The following is a 25,322-nucleotide window of genomic DNA, read 5'->3' on the forward strand; positions in this document are numbered from 1 at the left end:
ACTGCGGGGTGTCGGCCCCGCACGCGGGGGCCGGCTGACTACGGGGTGTCGGCCCAGAGCCGTGGGCTCGCTCCGGTGCCCGGCGGTGTGCGGGTGGCGGTGATGCCGACCATCGCCTCCAGGCGGCCCGGGTCGCTGCGCGCCTCGGTGGTCGGCCGGTCATAGACCACCCGGCCGTACTCCAGCACCGCCACCCGGTCGGCGATCTCGATCGCGTGGCGGAGTTGCTGCTCGACGAGCAGCACGGTCAACCCGTTCGCGGCGAGGTGACCGACGAGGTCGCGGACCCGCGCGGCCAGGTCGGGCGCGAGCCCCTCACAGGGCTCGTCGAGCAGCAGCACCCGTGGCTGGCCGAGCAGCGCGCGGGCGATGGCCAGCATCTGCTGCTCGCCGCCGGAGAGTTCGCAGCCGCGGTGTCGCAGCCGTACCGCCAGGCGCGGCAGCAGCTCGAGGATCCGGGCCACCGTCCAACCCTCGCCGCCGGGTGTCGCGGTCCGCCACGGCGCGGCCGCCAGGACGAGGTGCTCGGCCACCGTCAACCGGGAGAAGACCCGCCGGCCCTGCGGTACGAGGCCGACGCCGGACTGGGCGACCCGGTGGGGTTGCCGTCCGGCCACGCGGACGCCGCCGATCTCGACGCGCCCGCTGGAGGCGCGCACCAGCCCGGCGATGGTGTGCACGAGGGTGCTCTTGCCGGCGCCGTTGCGACCCACCACGGCCTGGATGGTCCCCGCCGCCACCCGCAGGTCGACGTCGTGCAGCACGGTCCCCCCGGCGTAGCCGGCGCAGAGCCGCTCCACGTACAGCATCAGGACACCCCGTCGGCGTAGGCCCGCCGCACCAGCGGCGAGGTACGGATCTCGTCCGGTGTGCCGGCGGCCACCGTCCGGCCGTCGCGCAGCACGGTGACGGTGTCGCAGAGGGCGTACACCAGGTCCAGGTGGTGTTCGACCAGCAGCACGGCGACCTGCCGGGGCAGCGCCGCCAGCAGTTCGGCGAGCCGGCCGACCTCGCTGGCGGACAGTCCGGCCGCCGGTTCGTCGAGCAGCAGCAGGCGGGGACGGCCGGCGAGGGCCATCGCGATCTCCACCTGTCGGCGTTGCCCGTGTGCGAGCTGACCGGCGGGTACCGTCGCGAGGTCGGACAGGTCGAGCTGATCGAGCAGCGCGGCGGCGCGCCGTCGGGCGGCGTCCCGGGTTCCACCGGGCCACCAGCGGTGTGGTCGGACCGTCCGGGGCAGCGCGGCGACCTCGATGTTCTCGCTGACGGTGAGGGTCGCGAAGACGGCGGGCCGCTGGTGTGTCCGGTCGATGCCGCGGCGGGCCCGGGCCGCCGGCCCCAGCCGGCTGACGTCGCTCCCGGCGAAACGCACCGTGCCGTGCTGCGGGCGGGTCGTCGCGCCGAGCACGTTGAGCAGGGTCGTCTTGCCGGCCCCGTTGGGCCCGATCAGGGCGTGGCGCTGGCCGTCGTGCACGCACAGGTCGACGTCGGTGAGCGCGGCGAGCGAGCCGTACCGCACGGTGACCTTCTCGGCGCTGAGCAGGCAGGTCATACCCGTAGCTCCGGTGTGCGGGCGGCTGCCGCGGCCGGGCGGTCCAGCGTGGGGACGGGTTGCCGCGACCGAGGGCGGCGGACCCGGGTGACGCCGGTGGGCAGCAGGTAGACCGTCGCCACGAACAGCGCGCCCAGCACCAGCGGCGCGTGTCCGGGCAGGACCCCGAACAACCAGTCGCGTACGGCGATGACGAGAACCGCGCCCACCAGCGCGCCGCCGACCGACGCGGTGCCCCCGATGACGACGCCGAGCAGCAGCAGCGCCGAGGTGTCGAAGCCGAAGTCGGCGGGGGAGATGTACTGCTGGGCGACGACGAGCAGGGAGCCGGCCGCGCCGGCGATCGCCCCGGCGGCGACGTGCGCGCCGGACAGGTACAGCGGCACCCGGTGCCCGCTGGCCCGTAGCCGCGCCTCGTCGTCGCGGGCGGCCCGCAGCAGCAGTCCGCCGCGGGTGCGCACCAGCAGCAGGACCGCGCCGACAAGCGCCGCCACGACGATGAGGGTGTAGACGTACCGGGCCCGGTCGGAGGCCAGCACCGGCAGTCCCCACAGCGGACGGACCGGGGTGATTCCGGCCAGGCCGTCCGTGCCGCCGGTCACCGACCGCCAGCGTCCGAGGACGGTCACGACGAGCTCGCCGATCGCCAGGGTGATCATCAGGACGATGACGCCCCGGGCCGGCACGACCAGCGGCAGCGTCACCGCGGCGAGCGTCGCCCCGGCCAGCGCGGCGACGGCGACCTGCACCACGCCGACGTCCGAGACCTGGCTGCCGAGCACCGCGCTGGCGTACGCGCCGGCGGCGTAGGGCGCCGTCTGACCCAGGGTGGGCAGGCCCGCGACCCCGGTGAGCAGCGCGACGCTCACCCCGACCAGGCCCAGCGCGAGGGTCCGGGCGAGGATCGCCGCGGTGTAGTCGTCGACCACCCACGGGGCCACGATCAGGCCGGCGACGACGAGCACCGCGATGGTGGCGCGTACCCGGCGGAGCACTCCGTCCCTCACGTCGCCGCCCAGTGCAGGGCCAGACCGCGCGCCCGGACGGCGAGCACGGCGGCCATGGCGGCGAACAGCAGGAACGGCGCGGCGGACGGCAGCAGCGCCACGCCCAGCGTCTGGATCTCGCCGACGGCGAGGGCCGCGAGCAGGGTGCCCACCATGGAGCCGAGCCCACCGAGGACGACGACGACCAGCGACAGCAGCAGTACCGTGTCGGCGGTGTCCGCGCCGGGGCCGATGATGGGCGCGCCGAGGACCCCGGCCGCGCCGGCCAGCGCGCCACCGGCGGCGAGCACGCCGACGCGGATCCGTGTCGGGCTCACGCCCAGGCAGGCGACCATCTCCGGGTCGTCCACGGCCGCGCGGACCAGCATCCCGGCGCGGGTCCGCCGCACGATCAGGTAGAGACCGGCGGCGAGCGCCGCCGCCACGACGATGAAGACCAGCCGGTACGCGGCGTAGCGGTGCCCGGCGACCGCCACCGACCCGTCGAGGGCGGCCGGGACCCGTACCTGCGGGTCGTCGGGGCCGAAACCGGCGACGAGGAGGCTGCCGCCGGCCAGCGCCACCCCGAAGGTCAGCAGCGCCTGGGTGAGGTGGTTGCCGGTGGCTGCCGGCGTGAGCAGCCCGGCGAGCACCACGCCGGCCGCGGCGGCGGCCAGCACACCGACGCCGAGAGCCAGCGCGAGGCTCGCCCAGCCGCCGTCGAGCACCGCCGCGGCGGTGTAGCCGCCGATCGCGTAGAGCATGCCGTGTGCCAGGTTGAGGATGTTGGCGACGCCGAAGCAGAAGACCAGGCCCGCCGCGGCGACGAACACGAGCAGCCCGTAGGCGACACCGTCCAGCGCCGGGATGAGGTACGGGTCGATCCGGTTCGTGCCGGCCGCCACGGTGTTCACCGGCCGACGGTCGCGAGGTCGCCCACGACGGTGTTGGACAGCGCCCGTCCGTCCTGGCGGACCTGACGCAGGTACCACTTCTGCACCGGCGAGTGGGTGACCGAGGAGAACTGCCACGCGCCGCGCGGGCTGGCGATCTGCCCGAGCTTGCCGATCTCCGCGTTGATCGCCTCCGGTGTCGGGTCGCTGCCGGCGGCCCCGATGGCACGGTCGAGCACCGCCGCCGCGTCGTACGACGCCAGGGCGTACGTCGTCGGCGACCCGTCGTGCTTGGCCTTCCACGCCGCGACAAAGTTGCGGTTCTCGGCGTTGTCGAGGTCGGGGGAGTAGTTGAGCACGGAGTAGATGTCCCGGGCCGCCTCGCCCTGGGCGTTGAGCACGCCGCCCTCGGTCAGGAATCCGGCCGCGTACAGCGGGATGTCCTTGATCTCGGACTGGGCGTACTGCTTGACGAAGTCGACGGCGGCGCTGCCGGCGTAGAAGGTGTAGACGGCCTGCGCGCCGGAGGCCTTGATCCGGGCGAAGTACGGCGTGAAGTTGGTGGTGGCCGGGAACGGCGTGAAGGTGGTCTTGCCGTCGGGGTTGGCGAGCGTCCCGCCGGCCTTGGCGAACGCCTCGGTGAAGCCCCGCAGCTCGTCCCAGCCGCCCTGGTAGTCGGGGCCGATGGCGTACACCGAGCCCTTGACGTCGTCCTTGACGTGCTGGGCGATCGCGGCGCCCGGCTCGTCGGAGAGGTACGAGGTGTGCCACACCCGGGAGACGTCCTTGATCTCCGGTCGGCCGTTGGAGCCGACGAGCGGCACCTTGGTCTCCTGTAGCAGCGGGTAGACGCCGGCGACCGAGCCGCCGCCGACGATGCCGGTGAGCGCGGCGACGCGGTCCTGCTTGAGGAGCTTGGTCGCCGCCGGCACGGCGGTCGCGGCGCCGTTGCCCTCGTCGGCGACGACGAGGTCGACCTGCCGGCCGCCGAGCTTGCCGTCGTGGGTGTCCAGGTACAGCTCGAAGCCGTCGCGGATCTCCTTGCCGACGGACTGGTACGTCCCGGACAGCGACGCGAGGAGTCCGATCTTGATGGACCCGCCGCCGCTCGTGGCCGGTTCGTTGTCTGCGCAGGCCGTGCTCACGGCGAGCACGAGCGTGAGCAGCGTGGCGCCGACGGCACGGCTGCGCGCAGGGGTGGTGAGGGACATGTCGTCTCCAGGGGAAGAGGGAGGGGGTCGGTCGGTGGGTCAGCGGCTGCGGGCGAGCGCCGCTCGGGCCGCGGGGGTCAGCGCGTCGCCGATCCGGTTCGCCAGCTCCGTCATCTCGTAGGACACCTTGCCCACGTCGCAGTCGGGCGCGGCGAGCACGAGCAGCGACGCGCCGTCGTTGAAGGCCATCGAGAACATGAAGCCGCCCTCGAGCTGCGTGACGTTGGAGATCACCGCCCCGGCGTCGAAGAAGGCCGCCGCGCCCCGTAGGAGGCTGACCAGGCCACTGCCGGTCGCGGCGAGCTGGTCCGCCCGGTCCGGCGGCAGGTCGCGGGTGGCGGCCACCATCAGGCCGTCACTGGAGATGGCGATCGCATGGCTGACCTCGGTCGCGCGCTCGGCGAAGCTGTCCAGCAGCCAGCCGAGGTCCTGGTGGTCGGTCACGTGCTCTCCTGTCCCGTCACTTGTTGCTCAGGTTGATCGGGGTACGCCGGCGGGCCGCCACTCCGCGCGCGTACGCGGCCATCGCGGTGGCGACCTGGGCCGGGTCGCGGTACTCGGAGCGTTGCTGCGGGGCGGGCGGGGTGACGCCGCCCGGCACCAGATGCCGCTGCGGTTGTCGTTTGGGCAGCCCGGCCGTGGTGGTGGTGGCCACCTCGGGCGTCTGGGCCTGGGCGGCGGTCTGCCACGCGTCGTCGGCGGGGCTGGACCACTGGCGGCCGTTCGGGGCGTCCACGACGTCGGCGTGGAACCAGTGATTGACCTGTTCGAAGATGAGCAGCTCCTCGGTGGGCGCGTCGGCGGGGTCCAGGCGGGGCGTCGGGCGGAACACGGGCGCCGCCGGCAGCGTCCGCGTGGCGGGGGCGCGCCCGGCGGTGGGTTCCGGGCCGGGCCGGTACGGGGGCGGGGCGGCGGACGTGCGGGCGGCCCGCCGGGACAGTCGGCCGGGCGCGAGCAGGTACTCCTCCGGCGGCAGTGACCGGATCATGGCAGCGGGCAGCGTCGCCTCGGCGAGGGTGCCGCGTCGGGGGCCACGGCGCAGTTGGACGCTCGCGCCGAGGCGGGCGGCGAGCTGACCCACGACGACCAGGCCCATGGCCCGGACGGCGGCGACGTCGATGGCGGGTGGCCGGGCCAGCAGCTCGTTGAGTTGCTGCAATCGTTGCGGGGGCAGGCCCACGCCCTCGTCGCTGATCTGGACGATGACCCGGTCGCCGAGGCTGCGGCCGCTCACCCAGGTCTCGCTGCCCGGCGGTGAGTAGGCCGTCGCGTTGTCCATGAGTTCGGCGAGCAGGTGCACGACCTCGTCGACGGACTTGGCGGCCACCGCGACGTCGCCGTCGACCATGCCGAGCCGGATCCGCGGGTAGTGCTCGATCTGGGACTGGGCGGCCTGGAGCACCTGTTGCAGGGGGACGTCGTGTTGGCGTACCCGGCCGACGCCGACGCCGCCCAGCACGAGGAGGCTGGCGTTGATCCGGCCCATCCGGGTGGCCAGGTTGTCCAGGGCGTAGAGCTGGTGCAGGCGGTCGGGCTCGGTCTCGTCCCGTTCGACCCGGTCGACCTGCGCGAGCACGGCGTCGACGAGCCGCTGTTCGCGTCGACTGAGGTGGATGAAGATGTCGGCGGTGTTGGCGCGCATCACGGCCTGCTCGGCGGCGGTCCGCACGGCGGCCTGGTGCACGGCGCTGAACGCCTGACCGAGTTCGCCGATCTCGTCGTCGCTGGATGCCTCCAGGGCCGCCGTGGACTGTTGGCGGGCCAGCTCGTCGGGGTCGACGCTGGAGCTGTCGGGGCGTTGCAGCCGGGCCACCACGGCGGGGAGCTGTTCGAACGCGACGGCGTTGGCCGCGTCGCGCAGTCGTCGCAGCCGGCGGGTGATCTGCCGGGCGACGGCCCAGGTCACCAGGGCGGTCAGCACCAGCGCCAGGAGTACGCCGACGGCCTCGGCCACGGCCCGGCGGCGCTGGTCGGCGTACGCGGCGCGCACGTCGTCGAGCACCGCCACGTCGACGCGGCCCCGCAGGTCGGCCAGGCGGGCGGCGCGCTGTTGCGTCGTGGTGACCCAGTCGGCGGTCGCCAGGCGCAGCGACGATCCGGGTTGGGCGCGGTTCACCTCGTCCTGCATCCGTTGCAGGGCGAGCGCCTCCGTGCCGGTGCCGGCCTGCTCCCACCAGAGGCCCCACTCGGCCGGGGCGAGGGCCAGGAACGACAGGCTGGACTCGGTGTAGCTGGTGCGGGCGGCGGTGATGTCCTGCTGGGTGGCGGGGGTCAGCTCGCCGGCCGCCACGGCCCGCAGGACGGCGACCTGCTGCTGGCCGATCGCCTCGGCGGTCTTCGACAGCGCGGCCGAGGCGCGGATGCCGTCGGCGAGCCGCGCGTTGACGACGCCGTGCGAGACGTTGTCCCGGAAGGTGATGAGGTCGGCGATCGCGATGCGGTAGCTGAACGTCATCGCGGACACCGAGGCGTGTTCGGCCGTCCGGACCTGGGTGCGCAGCGGTGCCAGGCCGTCGAGCGCGGCGTCTACGCGGCGCAGGAGCGGGGCGTTGGCGTCGGTGGGCACCCGGTCGCGCTGGCGGCGGTAGCGCGCGACGGAGGCGTCGGTGGCGGCCATCTCCGTGCCGAACGCGTCCTGCTGTTCGGCGGCGGCGTTGGTGAGCAGGTCGGCGGCCGCGACCCGTTCGCGTTGCAGCCGGTACGCCAGGTCACCGGCCTCCGCGCCGAGGCGGGCCAACACCTCCAGGTCGCTGGCCCGGCTCGTCTGGCGGGCGCTCTCGGTCAGCGCGAGGCCGGCGAACCCGATGACGGCGACCAGTGGCGCCGCCACGATGAGGCGCATCCGGCCGGCGATCTTCCAGCCGCGCTGGCGGGTCGGGTAGGGTCGGGCCGCGTGGGACCTCGTGCTCGACGCCAAGATTGACTCCCGCGACTCGTCGATGACGGTCTATACGCACCTTGCCGAATGCAAGTCCCATTCCGCCGGAACCCGCGCTCGGAGGCCAGACCTCGCGGTGGTACAAACTGGCCGTACCAGCATCTGTACCCAGAGTCAGCGGCCGGTGGCGTGCCGCCTCCGGCCGGTGTGGGACGCGCTCAGGGCTGATCGTCGAAGCGCTCCGGCCCGCGCCGGGGTGCGGCGTCGTCCGCCTCGGGTTGGCTGCTGAGCACCTGACCGATCAACTCGCGCAGCTCGTCGATGGCGTCCACCACGGCGCCCGGGTCGCGCGCGTCGCGACGACCGCGCTGGCGCGGCACGGGTGGGTCGAGGCGAGCGCGGTCCGAGGATCGCGGACCCCGTCGACCGTCCGCCGCCAACTGTTCGGCCGCGACCTGCGGCCACAGTGTGGCCAGCCGACCGCCGGTGTCGAGCACGTCGTCGCAGCGGACCGCGAACTCCTGGCTGCCGAAGCGGCGGCCCGACTCCACCGCCGCGACCGTCTCCCGGCTGAACCGCACCAGGTCCGCCAGGGCCCGCTGGGTCAGGCCCCGCCGTACCCGGCAGGCGCGCAGCTCCCACCGGAACTGTTGGCTGGCCGCGGAGTACGCGGCGCTCGGCGGGGGCGTGTGCTCCATGCGCTCACCTTCGTGGCGTCCGCGAATCAGCGACGGGCGTCAGATCGAGATTGACCGACGGGCCGGACATTCATAGGGGGCAATTCTTAACCCATGACACGATGGGTGTGAAGACGTGCGCGATGAATTGTCGCGCAATGCGCGAGAGATCCACGCGCCCGACTCGTCCGCAGGTGTCGGCAGCGTCCTGCCGATAGGACCCGGGCCGCCGCACCGGTCGACACCGCCGTGGCCTGCCCGTCAGGCGGCCTGTGCCGTGGCCGGAGCGGTCGGGGTTGCCTCCGGGACGTCGGCGGGCGCGTGGATGTCGATTGTCGCGAGCAGGGCGTCGTGCGCCCGGAACGACACATTGGGGGTGAACGAACGGCGATGGTCGGGGGAGAGGCGCAGGCCGGGAATGGTCGCGGCGAGGTGGGTCAGCGCGACGTCGGCCTCCAATCGCGCCAATGCCGCGCCGATGCAGAAATGTGGTCCGTGGCCGAATGACAGGTGATCGGCGGCGTCCGTACGGTATGGATCGAACCGGTCCGGTCGGGCGAACACCAACGGGTCCCGGTTGGCCGCCCCGATCATCAGCAGGCAGCGTGCGCCCGCCGGAATGGTGACCTCGCCCAGGGTGACGTCCCGACGGGTCACCCGCAGCCAGCCGTCGATGGCGGGCGCGAACCGGAGGGTCTCGGCCACGAAGGCGGGCACGGAACGCGGGTCGCCGACGAGTGCGCGCCACCGGTGCGGGCTGGACAGGGTCGCGTCGAGCGCGTGGGCGAGCAGCCCGGCGGTCGTCTCGTGCCCGGCCACCAGGAGGTTGAAGGCGAGGCTCGCCACCTCCGGCACGGTCAGCACGTCGTCGTCATCGTCGCGGTAGGCCAGGGCGCGGCTGATGAAATCGCCGCCCTCGGCGCCGCTGTCGAGTCGCTGCCGCACCAGGTCCTGGCAGTAGCGCCAGAAGTCCAGCAGGCCCCGGGCCAGGTGTACCTGCTCGTCCTCGTCCGGTTGCCCCCAGATGAGGGCCACCTGGCCGTCCGCCCACCGCCGGATCCGGTCGACGTCGGCGTCGGGAACCCCGAGGATGTCCAGGATGACCAGCAGCGGAAGCTCGGTGGTGAACTCCCTGACGAGGTCCACCCGCCGGCCCTGCTGAGCGACGAGCCGGGACACCAGGTCCTCGACGCGGCGGCGGACGATCCGGCCGTACTCCGCCTCGGCCCGCTCGGCGGTGTTGGCGAAGGTCGCCCGTAGGGCGCGGCGGGTACGGGGATGCACCGGTGGGTCGGCGGCGACCGTGGTCGGCGGCGCGTCGAGCTGCGTGACGAGGCTCATCGCCGCCGGGCAGACCTCGTACACCGGGGCCAGGGTGAGGGCGTTGCCGAACGTCGTGGCGTCGGCGAGGGCCCGCCGGACGTCCGCGTGCCGACTGATCAACCACAGGCCCAGATCCTCGGCGTACAACGCCCGAGCGGGATCGTCGAGAATGCGTCGCCAGGTGGCGGCGGGATCGCTGAGATAGGCTCCTGAGTACGGATTCAACTGCATCGAATGCCTCCTGACACGCCGCGCGAATTCAGCGGCGCTCGCATTCCGTCCGTCGCGCGAGGCGGGCCGACAATGGTGGGCATCCGCCGCCTGCTCCTCACGGTGCGCTGCCCCGATGCGTACGTCAAGATTGGTGTCTATCTATTTAGCGGTGCCGTGATTTGTGAAATGCAGGACCATCTCGGCCCTCGCCCGCTGCACGTTGCAGGCCGGTGCTTGCCCCGATCCGTCGTACCCGCGCTTCCCCATTTCCGGGCAACGATCGCCCGGGCCCCGGGTGACGGCACCGCGCCCACCGTCGGCCGGGGCACGGCCGACGGCGGGCGCGGAGGGACCGGTCAGGAGTACGGAAGGCGCAGCACCGACTGGTTGCCGATGCCCAGGGTGGTGGGGTTGTTGCCGATGGCCGACCAGACCTCCACCCGGACCGTGCCGTTGCTCAACGTGCCCAACGTCCCGGTCGCCGAGGCCAGGCCGGCGCTCTGGGTGTAGTGCTCGTAGCCGGTGACCGGGTCGGTGGCGAAGTAGCGCCACGTCTCCGTCCGGTCCCAACTGCCGTTGCCGGTCAGGTCGTAGGAGACCCGTACCTGCGTGCCGTTGCCGACGGCCGTTCCCGCGTCCACGAACAGGTCGAACGCGGTCTGCGCACCGGAGTAGGTGAGGTTCAGGCCGGTCGTGGTGAAGACCTGGGCGTTCGTCGGCGTACCGTCGTGGTTTCCGTTGGCGGCCGCGACCGTGGTCGTGGCCGTGCTGCCCGCGTTGCCCAACCCGCCACCGGCGAGCAGGTACCGCGTCGGCGAGCCTGAGCTGGGCGGCGGCGTGGTCGGCGGGGCCGTGGTCGGTGGCGCCGTCGTGGGCGGTGCCGTCGTGGGCGGTGCGGTGGTCGGCGTGCTCGTCGGCGGTACGCCGCCGGAGGCGTTGCCGCCGCTCCAGGTGTACGCCCCGGTGGTGGCCGTCCGTCCGGCCCCCACCGTGAGCCGCGTGCCGTTGGAGAACGTGACGGTGATCGGGTTCGCGGTCGGGTTCGACGCCACGTAGGTGCGCGCGCCGTTACGGGAGAAGACCGCGCTGAGCGGGTGGTTGGCGCTGACCGTCGTGTCGACGGTGCCCAGCGCGGCGAGGTTGCGGATCCAGTGGAAGGTGTGCGCCCGACTCTCGCCTTCCTCCGGGGTGTAGCCCGGGTTCGCGCGCAGGTTGGACAGGGCCGCGTCGGGGTCGCCGAGGGCCTGGAACTGCCACAGGATGTCCTGCCACACCGTCGGCGGCCCGCCGTTGTTGCGGACCAGCTCGGCGTAGTTGGTGCGCACGTACGCCGGGTTGGCGCCCAGGTAGAGGTGGCCGCCGGTGACCGGCAGCAGGTTGATGCCCTGGATCATCTCCGGCTCGCCGCTGAACCAGGTGGCGTACGCCCCGCCGTCGCCCCAGACCATGCCGACGGTGGAGTGCCCGAAGGCGGCCGGGAAGTTCTGGTCGCTGACGTCGAACCAGTACTCCTGGATCGCGGCGGCCTGCGTCGTGTAGAGGAAGATGCCGGCGTCCCGGACGGCGGTGTCGCCGGTGACCTGCCCCCACTGGATGAGGGCGTTGGCGAAGTTCATCCCCTCGGAGGACGACTCCTGGTTGTTGCCGGAGCCGAACGAGCCGTGCCCGGACGCCCAGTCGTGCCCCGCGTAGATGTCGAAGTCCCGCAGGTACGGGAAGCGGGTGTCGTCCCGGCGGTAGTTGTTGGCGTCGCGGATCAGCAGGTCCACCATGCCGCCGTACCGGCTGCTGGCGGCCCACGACGGGTCGTACTTGGCCAGCGTCGCGGCGGCGGCGATGAAGTAGCCGTAGTGGAAGTGGTGGTCGTTGAGCTCCTGGTCCGAGCCGTACGACGCCGGGTAGCCGATCAGGGTGCCCCAGTTGGCGTCGTAGTAGAAGACCTTGCTGGTCTTGCCCGTGGAGGCGGTGAACCAGTCGGTGAGCGTGGAACGGATCGCGTTCAGCGCGCTGTCGCGGGTGGTGGTGTCGTTGACCAGGTCGGCGATCTCGGCGATCCGGGCGGCCCGGCCGAGCCCCTTGCCGGTCCAGTACGTGTCGTTGCCGCGCTGGTCCATCGGGTTGCTCCGGGCGGCGGCCAGGTGACCGGTCAACGTGGACAGGTCCGATCCGCTGCCGTCGCCGACGGCCGGTAGCTCCGGCAGCACGCCCTGGAACGTCATGGCGGTACGGAACTGGTTGATCCCGGTGAGAACCTTCATCCGGCCCCGCGCCGACGGGTAGGTCGGCGTGATCGGGGTCGAGCCGGCCAGCGACTTCCACTGGTGCGGGTAGAGACTCACCACGGTCTGCGTGGCGCTGCCCTCGCGGGCGGTGGTGGTGAAGGCGTACGTCGTGCTCAGGCCGTTGGTCGACGGGTCGTAGGAGTAGGAGATCCGGGTGCCGGTGACGTGGGCGTGCGCGTACCGGCCGTAGGTGGTGGCCAGGTCGGCGCGCTCGCTGGCGCTGCCCGTGGGGGGCAGCAGGGCCACCGAGAAGTAGCCGCGACCGGCCAGGGTGGACGAGATACGGCCACCGCTGACGGTCCAGCTCGCGCCGCTCGGGGCGTACGCCACGTAGTCGTGGCCGTTGACCCGGAAGCCGATGGTGGTCCCGCTGTTGGACCACACCTCGGGGGTGCCGGACGTGCCGATCACCGCGTCCCCGCCGGTGGCCTGGAAGTAGGCGAACGGCAGGCCGTGGCCGATGGTGGCGCGCAGGGTGCGGGCGCCGTCGCTCCAGTACGGGCTGACCGTCCAGTCGGTCCAGCCGTCCACCTTGACCTGGGGCGCGGCGAGCCCGGCCACGCCGACGCGGATGTCCTGCACGTATGGGTAGTGGTACTCGCCGACGCCGGTGGCGGTGCCGCTGATGGCGGGGGTGGAGTTGGCCGAGAAGCCGAGCCCGTCGGTGAACGTGTCGTACGAGGTGGGGTGGGCGTGCAGGGGCTCGCTGAAGGCGCAGTCGGTGCGCTTCCACAGCAGCGAGGACCACCAGTCGTTGGTGGGCACCGCTCCGGCGGGGGCGTTGGCGGTGGCGAACTGCCGGGGGTTGCTGGACATCTGCCCGCAGCCGGTGGGGAGAGCGCCGACCGGGGTGGTGGTGTAGCTGCCGGCGCCGACGGGCGCGGCCTCGGCGGCACGGGTGACGGGGATCGTGAGGCCACCGACGACCAGGGCCAGGGCGGTGGCGGCTGCCAGCGCCCATCGGCGGTGGGGGACGGGAGGTTTCATGGTGCCTCCATCGCGCGTCCGGGCGCGGATCGTGCCGCCCCGGCGCCTTGCGTCTGAATTGTGGAAAACGTCGATCGAGAGAGCGCTCTCTCAGACGGCACGGTAATCGACCGTCGAGATTCCCGTCAATGTGTCCGTTCGGTTGCGTGCGGATGTCGCGAACTGACCGGGGTTACCGGCCGACCCCGTCCAGCTCGGCGTGCAGCGCCTCCGGCGCGCGCATCCGCCAGGCGTCGGTCACCAGCTCGCGGAGCCGGTCGACGTCGACGGCCGCCAGGCGCAGCAGCACCAGCGGCAGGCCGTCGTACCCGGGCGTGGTGAAGAAGACGTCGGGCTCACCGAGCAGCAGCGCCTGCTTCTCGGCCTCGTCCCCGACGAACAGCACCGCGATGTCGAGGCGGATCACCCGTGGCCGGCCGGGCGTGCGCTCCGGATAGGACCAGACGAAACCCTTGTCGGCCACCCGGAAGTCGAAGCCCTCGCTGTCGATCTCGACGGTCTGGGGCAGGGCCAGGGCCAGGCGGCGGACGTCGTCGGCGTCAGCCACCGGGACCCCGCACGTCACGCGCCATTCGCATGAGCCGAGAGTACGCACCGGGACCGACAGGACTCAGCCGGACAGGTCGACCGCCGCGGCGCCCACGACCACCCGGTCGGCCTCGCGCTGGACGTAACCGATCACCGTGGCCTGGCCCGGGTCGAGGTCCGGCGGCACGGCCAGCTCCACCTGCCCCCGCTCGCCGTGCAGGGGTGTCGACGCGAAGGCGCGTACGACGTTGTCCTGCCGCAGCGTCCGGCCGGCGTTCTCGCCCCGGGCGATCGCGCTGTCCAGGCCGCGCTGCACGATCGCCACGTTCACCACCGCGCGCTGCGGCGGCCGCTCGACCCGGTAGTCCAGGACCAACGGCGTGCCGCCTCCGCCGACCTGCGGCACCGACACCGTCAGGGGCGCGGCGGCGGCCGACGTCAGGGCGGACGCGATGGCGCTCGCGGCCCGGCCCCGGTCGGAGCCGACGAACTCCACGCTGCCGTTGACGATCATCTGCGGGGTGTAGAGACGTCCGGAGCCGAAGGCGCGGGCGTACGCCTCCTGCCGTGCGGTGTGTGCCGCGTCCGCGAACTGGTCGGGCCAGCCCAGATCGTCCCAGTAGTCCACGTGGAAGCCGAGGGCGAACACCGGCTCCCCACGCGTGCGGGCGTCGCGCTCGATCTCGGTGAGCAGCTCCTCGGCGGGCGGGCAGCTGTTGCAGCCCTGGGAGGTGAACAACTCCACGACGGCGACACCACCACCGTTCATCGACGAGCGTGGACCCGGTGCGGGGTTCGTCATGGTGTGTCTCCTCCGGTGCGACCGCTGACCGCTCTGCGATTCCCCTTACCGCGCCGACGACGCCTGGGCAGCGAGGTGGTTCCGGCTCCTGGAACGCCTCTTGTAGCACAAATCCGCCGTTACGCGCGGCGATGCCACTTACGGGTAACCAACCGCGAAGGGGGATCTTCCTCCGATAGCTTGCGAAGGAGAGAAAAACTCTCATTCCTCGTGAGTTGCGGCTAAGGAGATCAGTGATGAAGCGCAGCGTAGCGCTAGCGGCGGCCCTCCTGGTGGGTCTGACCAGCGCCGGAAGCCTTCCCGGGGCCGCCTTCGCGGACGGCGGTCCCGCAGGTGGCCACGATGACGGCGGGGGACGCGGACACCACCGGGGCAGCGAGGGCGCGGTCTTCGTCCAGACCAACAAGGCCGAGGGCAACACCATCAAGGTGTACGAGCGCGACGACGACGGCCAGCTCAGCAAGGCGGGGGAGTACGAGACCGGCGGCCTCGGCGGCTTCACCATCGGCGCGCCGGTCGACGCGCTGGCGTCGCAGGGGTCGTTGATCTACCACCGCGGGCTGCTGTTCGCCGTTAACGCCGGCAGCAACACCGTGACCGTCTTCGACGTCGACGGCACCCGGCTGCACAAGCGGCAGGTGATCTGGTCCGGGGGTCTGCTCCCGGTCAGCGTCACGGTCCGCGACCACCTCGTCTACGTGCTCAACGCCGGTGGCGAGGGGTCGGTGCAAGGCTTCGAGCTGGACAAGGGACGCCTGTCGCCGATCCACGGCGCCAACCGCTCGCTCGGCCTGCACAACGGCAACCCGCCGGCGTTCATGACCGCTCCCGCCCAGGTCAAGATCGACCCGGAAGGCGAGTTCGTCCTGGTGTCGACGAAGGCAGCCAACGTCATGTTCAGCTACGAGATCGGTCGCCACGGCGAACTGTCCCGCCAGCCGGTCATCAGTGACGCCGGGTCCACGCCGTTCGGCTTCACCTTCGACAGCGAGGACTCGGTGCTGGTCACCGAGTCCGGCAGCAACGAGGTCAGCCGCTTCGAGATCGACGACGACGGCGCCCTCGACCAGTTCGGGCCGTCGGTGCCGAACGGCCAGCAGGCGCCCTGCTGGATCCAGCGGGTCGGCGACTACTTCTACGTCGCGAACGCCGGCAGCTCCACGATCAGCGCCTACAAGGTCGACGACGACGGCAAGCTCCAGCTCGTGCACGGCGTCGCCGCCGACACCGGCGGCGGGTCGATCGACATGACCACCAGCGACGGCTTCCTGTACGTCCAGAACGCCGCCGCCGGCAACGTGCAGGGCTACGAGGTGAACGACGACGGCTCGCTGCGCCTCGTCACCACCGTCGAGGGCCTGCCGAAGTTCACCGACGGCATCGGCATGGAGGGCATCGCCGCCTCCTGACCGTCCACACCCCGCTGGTCCCGGTCGATTTCGGCCGGGACCAGCGCGCGTTCCCGTCCCGGCCGGGACATGACAACTGTGTGACAAATCAGCCCGCGGGCCGATCGCCGGTTTCGGCGGGGCCGGGCGTGGGGCAACCAGACGTCGCTGACGACAACGCATTCGGAAGGGACGGCCCCCGTGGAAATCCAGGGCTTCTTCACCGCCATCATCATCGGCCTGGTCATCGGCGCCCTCGGTCGCCTCGTGGTTCCCGGCAAGCAGAACATCTCGATCGTGCTCACCCTGGCGATCGGCGTGCTCGCCGCGATCCTCGGCACGCTCGTCGCCGGTGCTCTCGGCGTCGACGACACCGCCGGCATCGACTGGATCGAGCTGCTCCTGCAGGTCGTGTTCGCCGCGATCGGTGTGGCCGGCACCGCCGCCGTCCTGGGCCGGCGGCGCTCCTGACGCCCCGCTCCCTCGGGGGCCCGCGTCCCCCACGCGCCCGTGGCGACGACTGGTCGCCACGGGCGCTGTGCTTGGATGATCCGGTGCAGTTCACCGTGACAGACGTGCCCGCGCGGGAGCGGTTTGAGGCGCGCGACGAGACGGACGCGGTCGCCGGCATCGTCACCTACCAGCTGACCGGCGCCATCATCGCCTACACCCACACCGAGGTCGATCCGGCGTACGAGGGTCGGGGCGTCGGCTCGACCCTGGCGCGCGCCGTCATGGACGACGCGCGCGCCAAGGGCCGCAGCGTGGTGCCGATCTGCCCGTTCCTCGCCGAGTGGCTGGTGAAGCACCCCGAGTACGAGGACATCGTCGTACGGTCCACCCGCAAGGTGAAGTAGCCCCGCGCTCAGTGCCAGTCGCTGATCGCGACGTCGTCCGGGGCGGGCCTGCCCCGCCCGGTCTCCACCAGCTCCTTCAGGCTCATCAGGAACGTCGCCCACTTGGTGCTGCAGTGGTGCATGAACTCGCCCGGCGCACGCCAGCCCTCGTGGGCGAACAGGACGATCGTGTGGTCGCCCCGCTGGTCAAGGTGCCAGTCGATCTCGGTGCCGACCCATTCCTCAGGACCCCCGGTAACCCGCCAGCGGACGTGGCCGCCCGGGTCCAGGTCGAGGACCTGCATGTCGAAGCCACCGACGTCGCCGAACCGGAAGGCCAGCTGCCCGCCGACCTCGCTCGTGCCGACCGTGTCGGTCGTCCACCAACCGGCGAGTCCCTCCGGGGTGGCCACCGCGCGGTAGACGTCGTCGAGCGGGGCGACCACGCCGACCCGGTGCAAAATGTCGACCATCTCATTCTCCGTGGTTGTCGGTGCGGTGACGTTCGATCGTCTCGGCGATCCGCTTGATCCGGCGCAGGCGGGCGTCCCAGGTCGCCCCGACGGCGGTCAGTTGGGCGACCGCGCGGGCCAGTTGCGCCTCGTCGACCTGGTAGTGACGCTCCCGACCGGCGGGAGTCGAGTGGATCAGGCCCACCCGGTCCAGGACGGTCAGGTGCTTCGAGACGGCCTGGCGGGTGACGGGGAGTCGCTCGCTCAGTGACGTGGCCGTGCCGGGCCCGCCGGTGAGCAGCAGGTCGATCATGCTGCGCCGGATGGGATCGCCGATCGCCGACCACAGGGCATCGTCGACTGCCGTGGTCATGACGTGGCGACCAGCCGGGTGACGTACGCGCCGAGGTTCGGGACGTAGTGGTTCCACCCGCTGACGTGGTCCTGGTACTGCTTCTCCAGCAGGGCGACCTCCCAGCCCATCTCGCGGAACCCGGTCTCCGTCATCCGGACGCGGGTCCCCGTGGCGGTCGGAACGAGGTCGAAGGTGACCAGCAACGACTGGCCGCCGCGGTCCGGCTCGGTGAAGCACCACCGGAAGGAGAACCGCTTCGGCGGGTCCACGTCGACGACGGCCAGGTCGACGGTCGTCGTCGCGCCGGTCTGCGCGTCGCGCCACACCAGCTCGCCGGGCGCGCCCGCGACCGGTTCGAACCGGGCGTCGTCCGGCCACCACTCCCGCACGTGCTCGGGCTGGCTGATCACCTCGAAGACCACCTCGGGTGAGGCGTCGACGTCGATGTCGCGTTCGATCACTCCGTACTCCATGCGTACCACCCTCTCGCAACCTTTGGTTGCGTCACGGTACAACGGCCCGGCGGCGACGTGCAACCTTTTGTTGCGCGTCGGTGCGGCGGGTCTCCCGGCGGCATGGCGCGTGCGACGGCGGTACGGTGCAGGTCGGGTGGCCTGTCCGGCCCGCACCGTCGTCCCTTCACGACCCCCGGGAGACCTGAACGATGACTGCCTCCGTGCTCCGTGCCCTGCACCACGACCGCCCGGCCGGCGACCCGCTCGTCCTGCCGAACGCCTGGGACGCGGGCAGCGCCCGGGTCTTCGCCGACGCCGGATTCGACGCGCTCGCCACGCCCAGCGCCGGAGTCGCGGCCTCCCTCGGCTACGAGGACGGCGCGACCCCGGCCGCCGAGATGTTCGCCGCGGTGGCGCGGATCGTCCGGGCCGTGTCCGTACCGGTCTCCGCCGACGTCGAGGACGGGTATGGGCTGACGCCCGCCGAACTGGTCGAGCGGCTGCTGGAGGCCGGTGCCGTCGGCTGCAACCTGGAGGACTCCGAGGGGCACGCCACGCTCAAGGAACCGCAGCGGCACGCGGACTGGCTGGCCGAGGTGCGGGCGGTGGCCGGCGACGCGCTCGTCATCAACGCGCGCGTCGACACCTTCCTGTTCGGCACCGGCGATCCGGCCGACGCGATCGCCCGCGCGAAGCTCTACGTGGCGGCGGGGGTCGACTGCGTCTACCCGCTGCGCGCGCCCATCGACGTCCTTCCGGCGCTGCGCAAGGGCATCGCCGGCCCGATCAACATGGCCGCCGCCCCGAGCCGGGAGTCGGTGGCCGCGCTGGCCCGCAACGGCGCCACCCGCATCACCTTCGGCCCAGGCCTGCAGCGGTACGCGATGGGCGCGATCGGCGACCTGGCGGCGAACCTGCGCGTCTAGTGCCGTGACCACGAACGTTCACGTTGGCCGACAGGCCGTCGGGCCTGTTGGTCGGACGGCGTCGTGGCGGTCAGGCTGTGTCGGTGACAGATCTCGTACGGATGCGGCGGCGCAGTGATCAGGGCGCGGCGCGAACCGCCGAGACGAGCCCGCCCGCGCCCTCGTCCTGCTGAGGCGGGGTGAGCGCAGGACGTCCGTAGGCCTCGGCGCGCTCACGCAGGGTGAAGGCCTCCGCCTCCCAGCCGAGGCCGTCCAGCCAGCCGACCGGGTCCTCCGGCATCTCCCAGACCCACATCGACGCTGCCGATCCCGAAACGGCATCCCCCCGGAAGCGTTCGACCACACCGCGCGAGCCCAGTGTGAGGCCCATCCTGCTGCCTGCGGCGGACAGCGCGCCGACCCGTTCGAGCAGCGACTCCACTGCGTCCCCGGGTAGATAGATCAGCAGCCCCTCGGCGATCCACACCGTCGGCTGCGCCGGATCATGCCCGGCCGCGGCCAGGGCGGCGGACCAATCCTCGCGGAGGTCGACCGGGACGGTGATCCGCTCGCAGCGCGGAACGGCACGCTCCTGACGCAGCACCGCGGCCTTGAAGCCCAGCGGTTCGGCCGTGTCGACCTCGAACAACCGCGTACCCGCGGGCCAGTCCATCCGGAAGGCCCTGCTGTCCATCCCGGCCCCGAGCAGCACGACCTGCCGGACGCCGGACGCGACCGCCCGATCCAGCAGGTCGTCCAGAAACTTCGTCCGGATGACGATCGAGAAGGCCACACCGAGCCAGCGGCGCCGCGCCGCCTCGTCCGTGCGCGGGGGCGGCGGCGTCCCGGGGCCTCTCCCGCCGGCCGTGGCGAATGCCAGCGCCAGCGGGTCGCGGAACAGCGGCTGCTCGCGTGCCGTCTCCATTGCCCGCACCCGGGCCACGCCCACGGCTGTGGCCCACACCCCGGACGGTTCGATCGGTTCCGCCGCATGAGTCATGCGTTCAGCCTAGCTAGGCGGCGCGTCACCCAACACCGTGAACGTTCGTGGTCACAGCACTAGGGCGGTGCCCCGACACCGTCGCGCCGCCACACACGCCGTCGGCGCCCCTGACCGGGTCAGCCGTTGAAGTCCGTCATCAGCCAGATCCGGTCGAAGGCGCGCTCGGCCAGGTCCGTATGCCTGATCATGAAGTTGACGACGATCAACGTCTCGCCGAACGCGTCACCCACCTGCCCCTCGTCCAGCCAGACGGTGGCCAGCACGGTGTGCTCGGTGGCGTCGAGGATGGGATTGTCCGCGCCGCCGGTGCTGGCGGCGCCGTAGCCGCCGAGGGAGAACTCGTGGTCGTTGCCGTCGAGGTACCACATCACCTCCCCGATCGCCTCCTCGACCTCGTCGTCCAGACGAAGGTCGAACGGCGTCTCGCGCTCGTTCTCCGGAAGGCTCCAGCCGGCACGAGCGTGCAGCGGGACCGGATCGAAGATTGGCACCCCGGGGTTGGGGCGCTCGGTCACCGCAGTGCCGGCCGGCACATGCACGACCCGGCACCGGGTGGGCGTGAAGCGCGGCTCGACGAAGAACAGCAGCGACCCGTCGGCCGGCAGGTCGAGGTCGTGCCCGTGCGAGGGGATCGCGGCGAGGTCGAGCGTCAACACGAGACACTGCCCGGGCGGCCACTCCTGGCCCTGCGGCAACGCTGCGAGACCGCCGAACCGACCGACCACCGGCAGGCCGTCGCCCTTCGGAACCAGCTCCGTCTGTGGTCGGGCCAGCCGCACCCAGCGCTCGATCTCGTCCGCCGGCACGCCCTGCTCCCGGGCCGCGGCCCGGAACTCCTGTCGTACGTCCATGGGCAGGCATTGTGCCGGAAAGGTCCGACAGACATCGGGGCGCGACCGCCACGCGGGTTCGACGCCGCGCCGGGCCGGGTCTCCTCAGCCGGCTTCGACGCGGGCGGCCAGGGCGTCCACGAGTCGTCGGGCGGAGCCGGCCAGGTTCCACCGGCCCGCCAGGTCGAGCAGCCGCTCCGGGTCGGCGGGGGCCGTCGGCAGCGCGGTGGGCAGCTCCGGCAGGGCCACGTCCAGGGCCACCCGGACCACCGTCGGCGCGACGGCCAGGTAGTCGCGGGCGCCTGCCAGCTTGGTACGCAGACCCGGCGCGAACGACGAGTCGGAGTCGTCCAGCGCGGCCAGGACGCCGTCGATGCTGCCGTACCGCTCGATCAGCCGCGCGGCGGTCTTCTCGCCGACGCCCGGCACCCCGGGCAGCCCGTCGCTGGGGTCGCCGCGCAGGGCGGCGAAGTCGGCGTACCGATCGGCCGGCACGCCGTAGCGGGCGCGTACCGCCGCGTCGTCGCAGTCGTCGAGCTTGGCCACGCCGCGCCCGACGTAGAGCAGGCGCACGTCCCGGGAGTCGTCGACGAGCTGGAACAGGTCCCGGTCGCCGGAGACCACCTCGACCGGGCCCGGCTGGGTCACCGACAGCGTGCCGAGCACGTCGTCGGCCTCGTAGCCCTTCGCGCCGACGGCGGTGATGCCGACCGCGTCGAGGACCTCGAGGATCATCGGCACCTGGGGGGAGAGCGTGTCGGGGACGACCTCGCCGCCCTGCGGGGCCACCCGGTGCGCCTTGTACGACGGCAGCAGCTCGACCCGCCACGCCGGTCGCCAGTCGTAGTCGAGGGCGCACACCATCCGGTCGGCGCCGCGACCACGGATGAGCGTGGCGAGCATGTCGAGGAAGCCACGCACCGCGTTGACGGGCTGGCCGTCGTCGGTGCGCGCGGCGGACTCCGGAATGCCGAAGTAGGCCCGGAAGTAGAGGCTGGCTGCGTCGATCAGCAGGATCGGGGGTCGGTGTGCCACGCCCGACAGCCTGGCACAGCCCTCCGACGATCAGCGGTACGCCCGGCCGCCCAGCGGCGTCAGCGCCGATAGACGGTGTCGCGGCGGGCGAGGTGCTGCACCACGTAGCTGGTCACCAGCAACAGGATCGCGACCACCACCTCGACCCAGGCGGCGACGCCGTCGGCCACCGTCAGGCCGATCACGAGCAGGACCAGGCCGACGAGCGCGAGGACTCCGGCCCACAGTTGCCGACGACGGCGGGTCGCCGCCCGGTTCGCGTCGTTCGATGTCACGTCGGCCCTCCCGGTCGGGGCCACCCATGTCGGCCTCCCGATCCCAGGCTATGGCCCCCGCCCCGGTCCCACCCGGGAAACCAGCGTGCGGGCCGGGCCGCCGACGGCGCAGACTGCCGGTGTGGCGTTCCTTCCCGGCCTGGTGCTGGCCCGGCGGTACCACGACGAGGTGGTCGCGCCGATCCTGCGCGGTCGCCTCCCTGGCCTGCGGTACGCGGCGGGATTGCTCGACGGTGGCTCGGAGGTGCTCGGCCTGGACACGGCCCGGTCCACCGACCACGACTGGGGTCCTCGGGTGCAGGTGTTCGTCGGGCCGGCGGACGTCGCCGCGATCCCGCGACTGCGCGCCGTACTGGACGCTGAGCTGCCCGCGGCCTTCCTGGGCTGGCCCACTCGTTTCGCCGGTGACGACGGTCGACTGGGCGTCGCCGACGCGGCCGGGACGCGGCACGGGGTCACGATCGACGACGTGGCAGTGTGGTGGCGCCAGCGGCTCGGGTTCGACCCGATGGCCGGGGTCGGCACGGCGGACTGGCTGGCGTGCCCGACCCAGCGGCTCGCCGAGGTGACCGGCGGCGCGGTCTTCCACGACGGGCTCGACGGGGCGCTGACGGCCCGGCGGGACGCGGTGCGGTGGTATCCGCCGGACGTGTGGCGGTACGTCCTGGCCGCGGTGTGGACCCGGGTCGCGCAGGCTGAGCACCTGCCCGGCCGGTGCGCCGAGGTCGGCGACGAGTTGGGCAGCCGGATCGTCACCGGGGGCCTCGCCAGAGACCTGCTCCGGCTCGGTCTGCTGCTGCGTCGGCGCTGGCCGCCGTACGACAAGTGGCTCGGCACGGTCTTCGCCGGACTGCCCGGCGCGGCCCCGGTGGTCGCGGCGCTGGCCGAGGCGGTGGGCCCGGGCGACTGGACCCGACGCCAGGCTGGTCTGGTCGAGGCGCTGGAGACCATGGCCCGGTGGACCGACGAAACGTCTCTGGCAGCGCCGGTACGCGCCCGGGCCGTCCCGTTCCACCGCCGGCCGTTCCTGGTGCTGCGTGCCGAGCGTGTCGCCGTCGCGCTACGCGCCGCAATGACCGATCCGACCATGCGCGACCGACCGCTGTGGGGTGCGGTCGACCAGTACGTGCACAGCGTCGACGTGCTCGGCGACGCGGCCAGGGCTCGCCGGGTGGCCGGCGGTCTGTGGTCGGATGCGCTCACCGACCAGCGGTGACGGCCGGACGCCGGCTCTCGTCGCGGTCATGGTCGGTGAGGTCGTGCAGGTGCCGGACCGGTGAGAGCAGCAGCACCAGGGGCGCACCGATGAGGGTAGCCGCGACGACGAGCAGGGTGGCGCGCGTGCCGAGCGGGCCGGCCAGCGCGCCGGCGACGAGCCCACCGACCGGGATCGCGCCCCAGGAGACGAACCGTACGGTCGCCATCACCCGCGAGAGCAGCTCGGGCGGGCTGGCGATCTGCCGGTACGTGCGGGTGGTCACGCTGAGCACGACCGTGCCGAGGGAGAAGACGATGCTGCCGGCGGCGAAGGCCACGTACGCGGGCCAACCGGTGCCTCCGGGAATCAGGACCGCGCCGACGACCGTCGTGAATCCGGCGGCGACCAGCGCGCGGGCGCTGCCGAGCCACCTGGTGATCCGGGTGGTGAGGGCGGCGCCGACCAGCGCGCCGACACCCTCGACGGCGAGCAGGACGCCGACCAGGCCGGGTGGCGCGTGCAGGTCGCGGACCAGGTAGAGCGGGTGCAGCGCGAACTGCGCGCCGCAGACGAAGTTCATGGCCGTCGCGGCCCACATGCACGGACCGATGACGGGGTGGTACGCGGCGTAGCGCCAGCCCTCGCGGATCAGCGCACCGACCGGCGGCCAGTGCTCGGGCGCGTCGACCCGGCGCGCGGGCAGCGTACGCAGGAGAGCCGCGGAGACGAGGTAGCTGGCCGAGTCGACGAGCAGGGTGGGCACCGCGCCGAGCGCCTGCACGGCGAGTCCGCCGAGCGAGGGGCCGCTGAGCAGGGTCGCGGCGTGGGTGGCCGAGGTGAGGCTGTTGCGCGACTGCAACTGCTCGCGCTCGACGATGCTGGGCAGGAAGGTCGAGTTGGCCACGTCGAACAGCACGTTGGCGAAGCTGACGACCAGCGCGGTGATCACCAGGTGGGTCACCGTGAGCTGCCCCCACCACCAGGCCAGTGGGATCGACGCGACGGCGAGCGCTCGGGCCACGTCCGCACCGACCTGGGCGCCGCGCAGCGGCAGGCGTTGCACGATGACACCGGCCGGCAGGCCGATCACGATCCAGGCGACGTAGCTGGCCGCGGCGATCAGACCCATCTGCCAGGCGGAGGCGTTCAGGACGACCAGCGCGGTCAGCGGCAGGGCCACCGCGCCGACCGCCGACCCGACCATGCTGGTCGTGCCGGCGGTCCACCAGCGCCAGAACACCCCGGCCCGTGCGTCGACGTGCATGTCGTCGGCCCCCGTTCGTCGCGCCGCGGCATTCCCGGTGTCAGTGCGTTCCATTCTGGAACGGACTATAGTCGGGGCGGGACAGAGGGAGGAAGCGGGTGCGACGGGAGGATCTCGCCGACGCGGACTGCGGCATCGCGCAGGCGCTCGGTGTGCTGGGGGACTGGTGGACGTTCCTCATCGTGCGCGACGTCGCCGGCGGCACGACCCGCTTCGACGCGCTCCAGCGCGAGCTGGGCGTCAGCCGGCGGGCGTTGACCGAACGCCTGGCCGCGCTGGTGGAGCACGGCGTGCTGGAACGTCGCCCGTACTCCGCGCACCCGCCCCGGCACGACTACCTGCTCACCGCGCGGGGCGAGGGCCTGCTACCGGTGCTGATCGCCCTACAGGACTGGGGAACGAGGCACCTGATGGGTGACGGGGAACTGACCGCGACCGCCGACGACGCCTCCGCCGAGGCCCGACGGGTGCACCATCTCGTCGGGCGGCGACTGCCCGAGGTCGTCCTGCCTGGGCCGGACGGACGGCCGGTCCCGGTCGCGACGCCGGACGCCTGGAGCGTCCTCTACCTCTTCCCGGGCGCGTACGCGCCGGGCGTGAACGCCTATCCGCCCGGGTGGGCCGACATCCCGGGCGCGCGGGGCTGCACCCTGGAATCGACCACCTACGCCGACCGGTATCCGCGGTTCCGGGACCTGGGGGTGCGGGTGTACGGCATCAGCACCCAACGACCGGACCAGCTCGCCGACTTCACCGCCCACGCCGGGTTGCCCTTTCCGCTGCTGTCCGACGAGGACGGCCGACTCGCCGCGGGCCTGCTGCTGCCCACCTTCCGGGCCGGCGGGGTGACCCGGTTCAAGCGACTGACCATGCTGGTCGACCCGGCGTCGGTGGTGCGGGCGGTGCAGTTCCCGGTCACCGATCCGGCCGGGTCGGTCGACGAGATGCTGGCGCTGGCCCGCGACCACGCGACGATCCCCGGCTGACGCGAGGC

General features: G+C 72.6%; 26 protein-coding genes. 6 read left to right on the forward strand and 20 right to left on the reverse strand.

The features are described from left to right. Nucleotides 1-38 precede the first annotated feature (38 nt). The 12 genes from ACIBTX_RS27390 to ACIBTX_RS27445 all read right to left on the reverse strand — a co-directional run bounded on the left by ACIBTX_RS27390 (nucleotide 39) and on the right by ACIBTX_RS27445 (nucleotide 14,332). Nucleotides 39-809: an ABC transporter ATP-binding protein gene (locus ACIBTX_RS27390; RefSeq protein ID WP_357169981.1), complete on the reverse strand. Its 771-nt coding sequence runs from the start codon at nucleotides 807-809 to the stop codon at nucleotides 39-41. Then, entirely contained in the window at nucleotides 809-1,552 is a 744-nt protein-coding gene (locus ACIBTX_RS27395) for an ATP-binding cassette domain-containing protein (protein ID WP_357169984.1), read from the reverse strand. The genes ACIBTX_RS27390 and ACIBTX_RS27395 overlap by 1 nt, the downstream gene beginning before the upstream one ends. Continuing rightward, the gene (locus ACIBTX_RS27400) at nucleotides 1,549-2,559 is read right to left on the reverse strand and encodes a branched-chain amino acid ABC transporter permease (protein WP_357169986.1); all 1,011 of its coding nucleotides are present in this window, start codon (nucleotides 2,557-2,559) and stop codon (nucleotides 1,549-1,551) included. Before ACIBTX_RS27400 ends, ACIBTX_RS27395 begins: the two co-directional genes overlap by 4 nt. Next, complete coding sequence (locus ACIBTX_RS27405) at nucleotides 2,556-3,452, reverse strand: branched-chain amino acid ABC transporter permease (protein WP_396833167.1); 897 nt, start codon at nucleotides 3,450-3,452, stop codon at nucleotides 2,556-2,558. Before ACIBTX_RS27405 ends, ACIBTX_RS27400 begins: the two co-directional genes overlap by 4 nt. Next, complete coding sequence (locus tag ACIBTX_RS27410) at nucleotides 3,449-4,642, reverse strand: ABC transporter substrate-binding protein (RefSeq protein ID WP_363660377.1); 1,194 nt, start codon at nucleotides 4,640-4,642, stop codon at nucleotides 3,449-3,451. Before ACIBTX_RS27410 ends, ACIBTX_RS27405 begins: the two co-directional genes overlap by 4 nt. A 39-nt stretch (nucleotides 4,643-4,681) precedes the next feature. Then, the gene (locus ACIBTX_RS27415; protein ID WP_355051152.1) at nucleotides 4,682-5,086 is read right to left on the reverse strand and encodes a roadblock/LC7 domain-containing protein; all 405 of its coding nucleotides are present in this window, start codon (nucleotides 5,084-5,086) and stop codon (nucleotides 4,682-4,684) included. 16 nt (nucleotides 5,087-5,102) lie between these two features. Then, nucleotides 5,103-7,559: a nitrate- and nitrite sensing domain-containing protein gene (locus ACIBTX_RS27420; RefSeq protein WP_396833168.1), complete on the reverse strand. Its 2,457-nt coding sequence runs from the start codon at nucleotides 7,557-7,559 to the stop codon at nucleotides 5,103-5,105. Between the two features lie 179 nt (nucleotides 7,560-7,738). After that, a complete protein-coding gene (locus tag ACIBTX_RS27425) occupies nucleotides 7,739-8,218 on the reverse strand; it encodes a helix-turn-helix transcriptional regulator (RefSeq protein WP_357118443.1) in 480 nt (159 codons plus the stop codon). Nucleotides 8,219-8,458: 240 nt separating this feature from the next. Beyond that, a complete protein-coding gene (locus tag ACIBTX_RS27430) occupies nucleotides 8,459-9,751 on the reverse strand; it encodes a cytochrome P450 (RefSeq protein ID WP_357394275.1) in 1,293 nt (430 codons plus the stop codon). Nucleotides 9,752-10,089: 338 nt separating this feature from the next. Next, nucleotides 10,090-13,002 carry a glycosyl hydrolase gene (locus ACIBTX_RS27435; protein WP_396833169.1) on the reverse strand — a complete coding sequence of 971 codons (2,913 nt, stop codon included), beginning with the start codon at nucleotides 13,000-13,002 and terminating at the stop codon, nucleotides 10,090-10,092. A 172-nt stretch (nucleotides 13,003-13,174) separates the two neighbouring features. After that, nucleotides 13,175-13,549: an MmcQ/YjbR family DNA-binding protein gene (locus tag ACIBTX_RS27440; protein ID WP_357170004.1), complete on the reverse strand. Its 375-nt coding sequence runs from the start codon at nucleotides 13,547-13,549 to the stop codon at nucleotides 13,175-13,177. 63 nt (nucleotides 13,550-13,612) lie between these two features. Continuing rightward, nucleotides 13,613-14,332 (reverse strand): DUF1223 domain-containing protein, encoded by a 720-nt coding sequence (locus ACIBTX_RS27445; RefSeq protein ID WP_357118457.1) that lies wholly within the window; start codon nucleotides 14,330-14,332, stop codon nucleotides 13,613-13,615. A gap of 236 nt (nucleotides 14,333-14,568) precedes the next feature. Between ACIBTX_RS27445 and ACIBTX_RS27450 the strand changes: the two genes are divergently transcribed. From ACIBTX_RS27450 to ACIBTX_RS27460, 3 genes are all read left to right on the forward strand, one after another. Beyond that, nucleotides 14,569-15,741: a beta-propeller fold lactonase family protein gene (locus ACIBTX_RS27450; RefSeq protein ID WP_357170009.1), complete on the forward strand. Its 1,173-nt coding sequence runs from the start codon at nucleotides 14,569-14,571 to the stop codon at nucleotides 15,739-15,741. A 180-nt stretch (nucleotides 15,742-15,921) separates the two neighbouring features. Next, nucleotides 15,922-16,191, forward strand: a complete 270-nt coding sequence (locus ACIBTX_RS27455) for a GlsB/YeaQ/YmgE family stress response membrane protein (protein WP_357118463.1) — start codon at nucleotides 15,922-15,924, stop codon at nucleotides 16,189-16,191. A gap of 83 nt (nucleotides 16,192-16,274) precedes the next feature. Further along, nucleotides 16,275-16,577 (forward strand): GNAT family N-acetyltransferase, encoded by a 303-nt coding sequence (locus ACIBTX_RS27460; protein WP_355051143.1) that lies wholly within the window; start codon nucleotides 16,275-16,277, stop codon nucleotides 16,575-16,577. Between the two features lie 8 nt (nucleotides 16,578-16,585). Here ACIBTX_RS27460 and ACIBTX_RS27465 read toward each other — a convergent pair whose 3' ends face one another. The 3 genes from ACIBTX_RS27465 to ACIBTX_RS27475 are packed head-to-tail and all read right to left on the reverse strand — an operon-like array spanning nucleotide 16,586 to nucleotide 17,836. After that, nucleotides 16,586-17,029, reverse strand: a complete 444-nt coding sequence (locus ACIBTX_RS27465; RefSeq protein WP_357118469.1) for an SRPBCC domain-containing protein — start codon at nucleotides 17,027-17,029, stop codon at nucleotides 16,586-16,588. A gap of 1 nt (nucleotide 17,030) precedes the next feature. Next, nucleotides 17,031-17,381, reverse strand: a complete 351-nt coding sequence (locus tag ACIBTX_RS27470; protein WP_357118472.1) for a metalloregulator ArsR/SmtB family transcription factor — start codon at nucleotides 17,379-17,381, stop codon at nucleotides 17,031-17,033. Then, nucleotides 17,378-17,836, reverse strand: coding sequence for an SRPBCC domain-containing protein (locus tag ACIBTX_RS27475; protein WP_357118475.1), 459 nt, complete (start codon nucleotides 17,834-17,836; stop codon nucleotides 17,378-17,380). The genes ACIBTX_RS27470 and ACIBTX_RS27475 overlap by 4 nt, the downstream gene beginning before the upstream one ends. Nucleotides 17,837-18,027: 191 nt before the next feature. Here ACIBTX_RS27475 and ACIBTX_RS27480 point away from each other — a divergent pair, with 191 nt between their 5' ends. Next, nucleotides 18,028-18,744: an isocitrate lyase/phosphoenolpyruvate mutase family protein gene (locus ACIBTX_RS27480; RefSeq protein WP_357118478.1), complete on the forward strand. Its 717-nt coding sequence runs from the start codon at nucleotides 18,028-18,030 to the stop codon at nucleotides 18,742-18,744. Between the two features lie 118 nt (nucleotides 18,745-18,862). Here ACIBTX_RS27480 and ACIBTX_RS27485 read toward each other — a convergent pair whose 3' ends face one another. The 4 genes from ACIBTX_RS27485 to ACIBTX_RS27500 form a co-directional block, all read right to left on the reverse strand. Further along, entirely contained in the window at nucleotides 18,863-19,723 is an 861-nt protein-coding gene (locus ACIBTX_RS27485) for a class I SAM-dependent methyltransferase (protein ID WP_357118481.1), read from the reverse strand. A gap of 119 nt (nucleotides 19,724-19,842) precedes the next feature. Then, a complete protein-coding gene (locus tag ACIBTX_RS27490; RefSeq protein ID WP_396833170.1) occupies nucleotides 19,843-20,577 on the reverse strand; it encodes a DUF1963 domain-containing protein in 735 nt (244 codons plus the stop codon). An 84-nt stretch (nucleotides 20,578-20,661) separates the two neighbouring features. After that, on the reverse strand, nucleotides 20,662-21,591 hold the full coding sequence (locus tag ACIBTX_RS27495; protein ID WP_396833171.1) for a 5'-3' exonuclease H3TH domain-containing protein: 930 nt from the start codon (nucleotides 21,589-21,591) through the stop codon (nucleotides 20,662-20,664). 59 nt (nucleotides 21,592-21,650) lie between these two features. After that, nucleotides 21,651-21,866, reverse strand: a complete 216-nt coding sequence (locus ACIBTX_RS27500; protein ID WP_357170024.1) for a hypothetical protein — start codon at nucleotides 21,864-21,866, stop codon at nucleotides 21,651-21,653. A gap of 121 nt (nucleotides 21,867-21,987) precedes the next feature. Here ACIBTX_RS27500 and ACIBTX_RS27505 point away from each other — a divergent pair, with 121 nt between their 5' ends. After that, nucleotides 21,988-23,082: a DUF4037 domain-containing protein gene (locus ACIBTX_RS27505; protein ID WP_357170027.1), complete on the forward strand. Its 1,095-nt coding sequence runs from the start codon at nucleotides 21,988-21,990 to the stop codon at nucleotides 23,080-23,082. Here the strand turns inward: ACIBTX_RS27505 and ACIBTX_RS27510 are convergent. After that, on the reverse strand, nucleotides 23,066-24,328 hold the full coding sequence (locus ACIBTX_RS27510) for an MFS transporter (RefSeq protein ID WP_357170569.1): 1,263 nt from the start codon (nucleotides 24,326-24,328) through the stop codon (nucleotides 23,066-23,068). The two genes, ACIBTX_RS27505 and ACIBTX_RS27510, sit on opposite strands and share 17 nt — an antisense overlap. A gap of 98 nt (nucleotides 24,329-24,426) precedes the next feature. Between ACIBTX_RS27510 and ACIBTX_RS27515 the strand changes: the two genes are divergently transcribed. After that, on the forward strand, nucleotides 24,427-25,314 hold the full coding sequence (locus ACIBTX_RS27515; RefSeq protein WP_357118497.1) for a winged helix-turn-helix transcriptional regulator: 888 nt from the start codon (nucleotides 24,427-24,429) through the stop codon (nucleotides 25,312-25,314). Nucleotides 25,315-25,322: the final 8 nt, after the last annotated feature.

It is taken from the genome of Micromonospora sp. NPDC049359 (assembly GCF_044466585.1).
In the GTDB taxonomy this organism is placed as follows: Bacteria; Actinomycetota; Actinomycetes; order Mycobacteriales; family Micromonosporaceae; genus Micromonospora.

What these genes read in the sequence shown, in the direction of transcription:
- ACIBTX_RS27390 (WP_357169981.1), bottom strand. Translation starts at nt 809, where the DNA reads ATGCTGTACGTGGAGCGGCTCTGCGCCGGCTACGCCGGGGGGACCGTG.
- ACIBTX_RS27395 (WP_357169984.1), bottom strand. Translation starts at nt 1,552, where the DNA reads ATGACCTGCCTGCTCAGCGCCGAGAAGGTCACCGTGCGGTACGGCTCG.
- ACIBTX_RS27410 (WP_363660377.1), bottom strand. Translation starts at nt 4,642, where the DNA reads ATGTCCCTCACCACCCCTGCGCGCAGCCGTGCCGTCGGCGCCACGCTG.
- ACIBTX_RS27425 (WP_357118443.1), bottom strand. Translation starts at nt 8,218, where the DNA reads ATGGAGCACACGCCCCCGCCGAGCGCCGCGTACTCCGCGGCCAGCCAA.
- ACIBTX_RS27430 (WP_357394275.1), bottom strand. Translation starts at nt 9,751, where the DNA reads ATGCAGTTGAATCCGTACTCAGGAGCCTATCTCAGCGATCCCGCCGCC.
- ACIBTX_RS27435 (WP_396833169.1), bottom strand. Translation starts at nt 13,002, where the DNA reads ATGAAACCTCCCGTCCCCCACCGCCGATGGGCGCTGGCAGCCGCCACC.
- ACIBTX_RS27445 (WP_357118457.1), bottom strand. Translation starts at nt 14,332, where the DNA reads ATGACGAACCCCGCACCGGGTCCACGCTCGTCGATGAACGGTGGTGGT.
- ACIBTX_RS27450 (WP_357170009.1), top strand. Translation starts at nt 14,569, where the DNA reads ATGAAGCGCAGCGTAGCGCTAGCGGCGGCCCTCCTGGTGGGTCTGACC.
- ACIBTX_RS27465 (WP_357118469.1), bottom strand. Translation starts at nt 17,029, where the DNA reads ATGGTCGACATTTTGCACCGGGTCGGCGTGGTCGCCCCGCTCGACGAC.
- ACIBTX_RS27470 (WP_357118472.1), bottom strand. Translation starts at nt 17,381, where the DNA reads ATGACCACGGCAGTCGACGATGCCCTGTGGTCGGCGATCGGCGATCCC.
- ACIBTX_RS27475 (WP_357118475.1), bottom strand. Translation starts at nt 17,836, where the DNA reads ATGGAGTACGGAGTGATCGAACGCGACATCGACGTCGACGCCTCACCC.
- ACIBTX_RS27480 (WP_357118478.1), top strand. Translation starts at nt 18,028, where the DNA reads ATGACTGCCTCCGTGCTCCGTGCCCTGCACCACGACCGCCCGGCCGGC.
- ACIBTX_RS27485 (WP_357118481.1), bottom strand. Translation starts at nt 19,723, where the DNA reads ATGACTCATGCGGCGGAACCGATCGAACCGTCCGGGGTGTGGGCCACA.
- ACIBTX_RS27490 (WP_396833170.1), bottom strand. Translation starts at nt 20,577, where the DNA reads ATGGACGTACGACAGGAGTTCCGGGCCGCGGCCCGGGAGCAGGGCGTG.
- ACIBTX_RS27510 (WP_357170569.1), bottom strand. Translation starts at nt 24,328, where the DNA reads ATGCACGTCGACGCACGGGCCGGGGTGTTCTGGCGCTGGTGGACCGCC.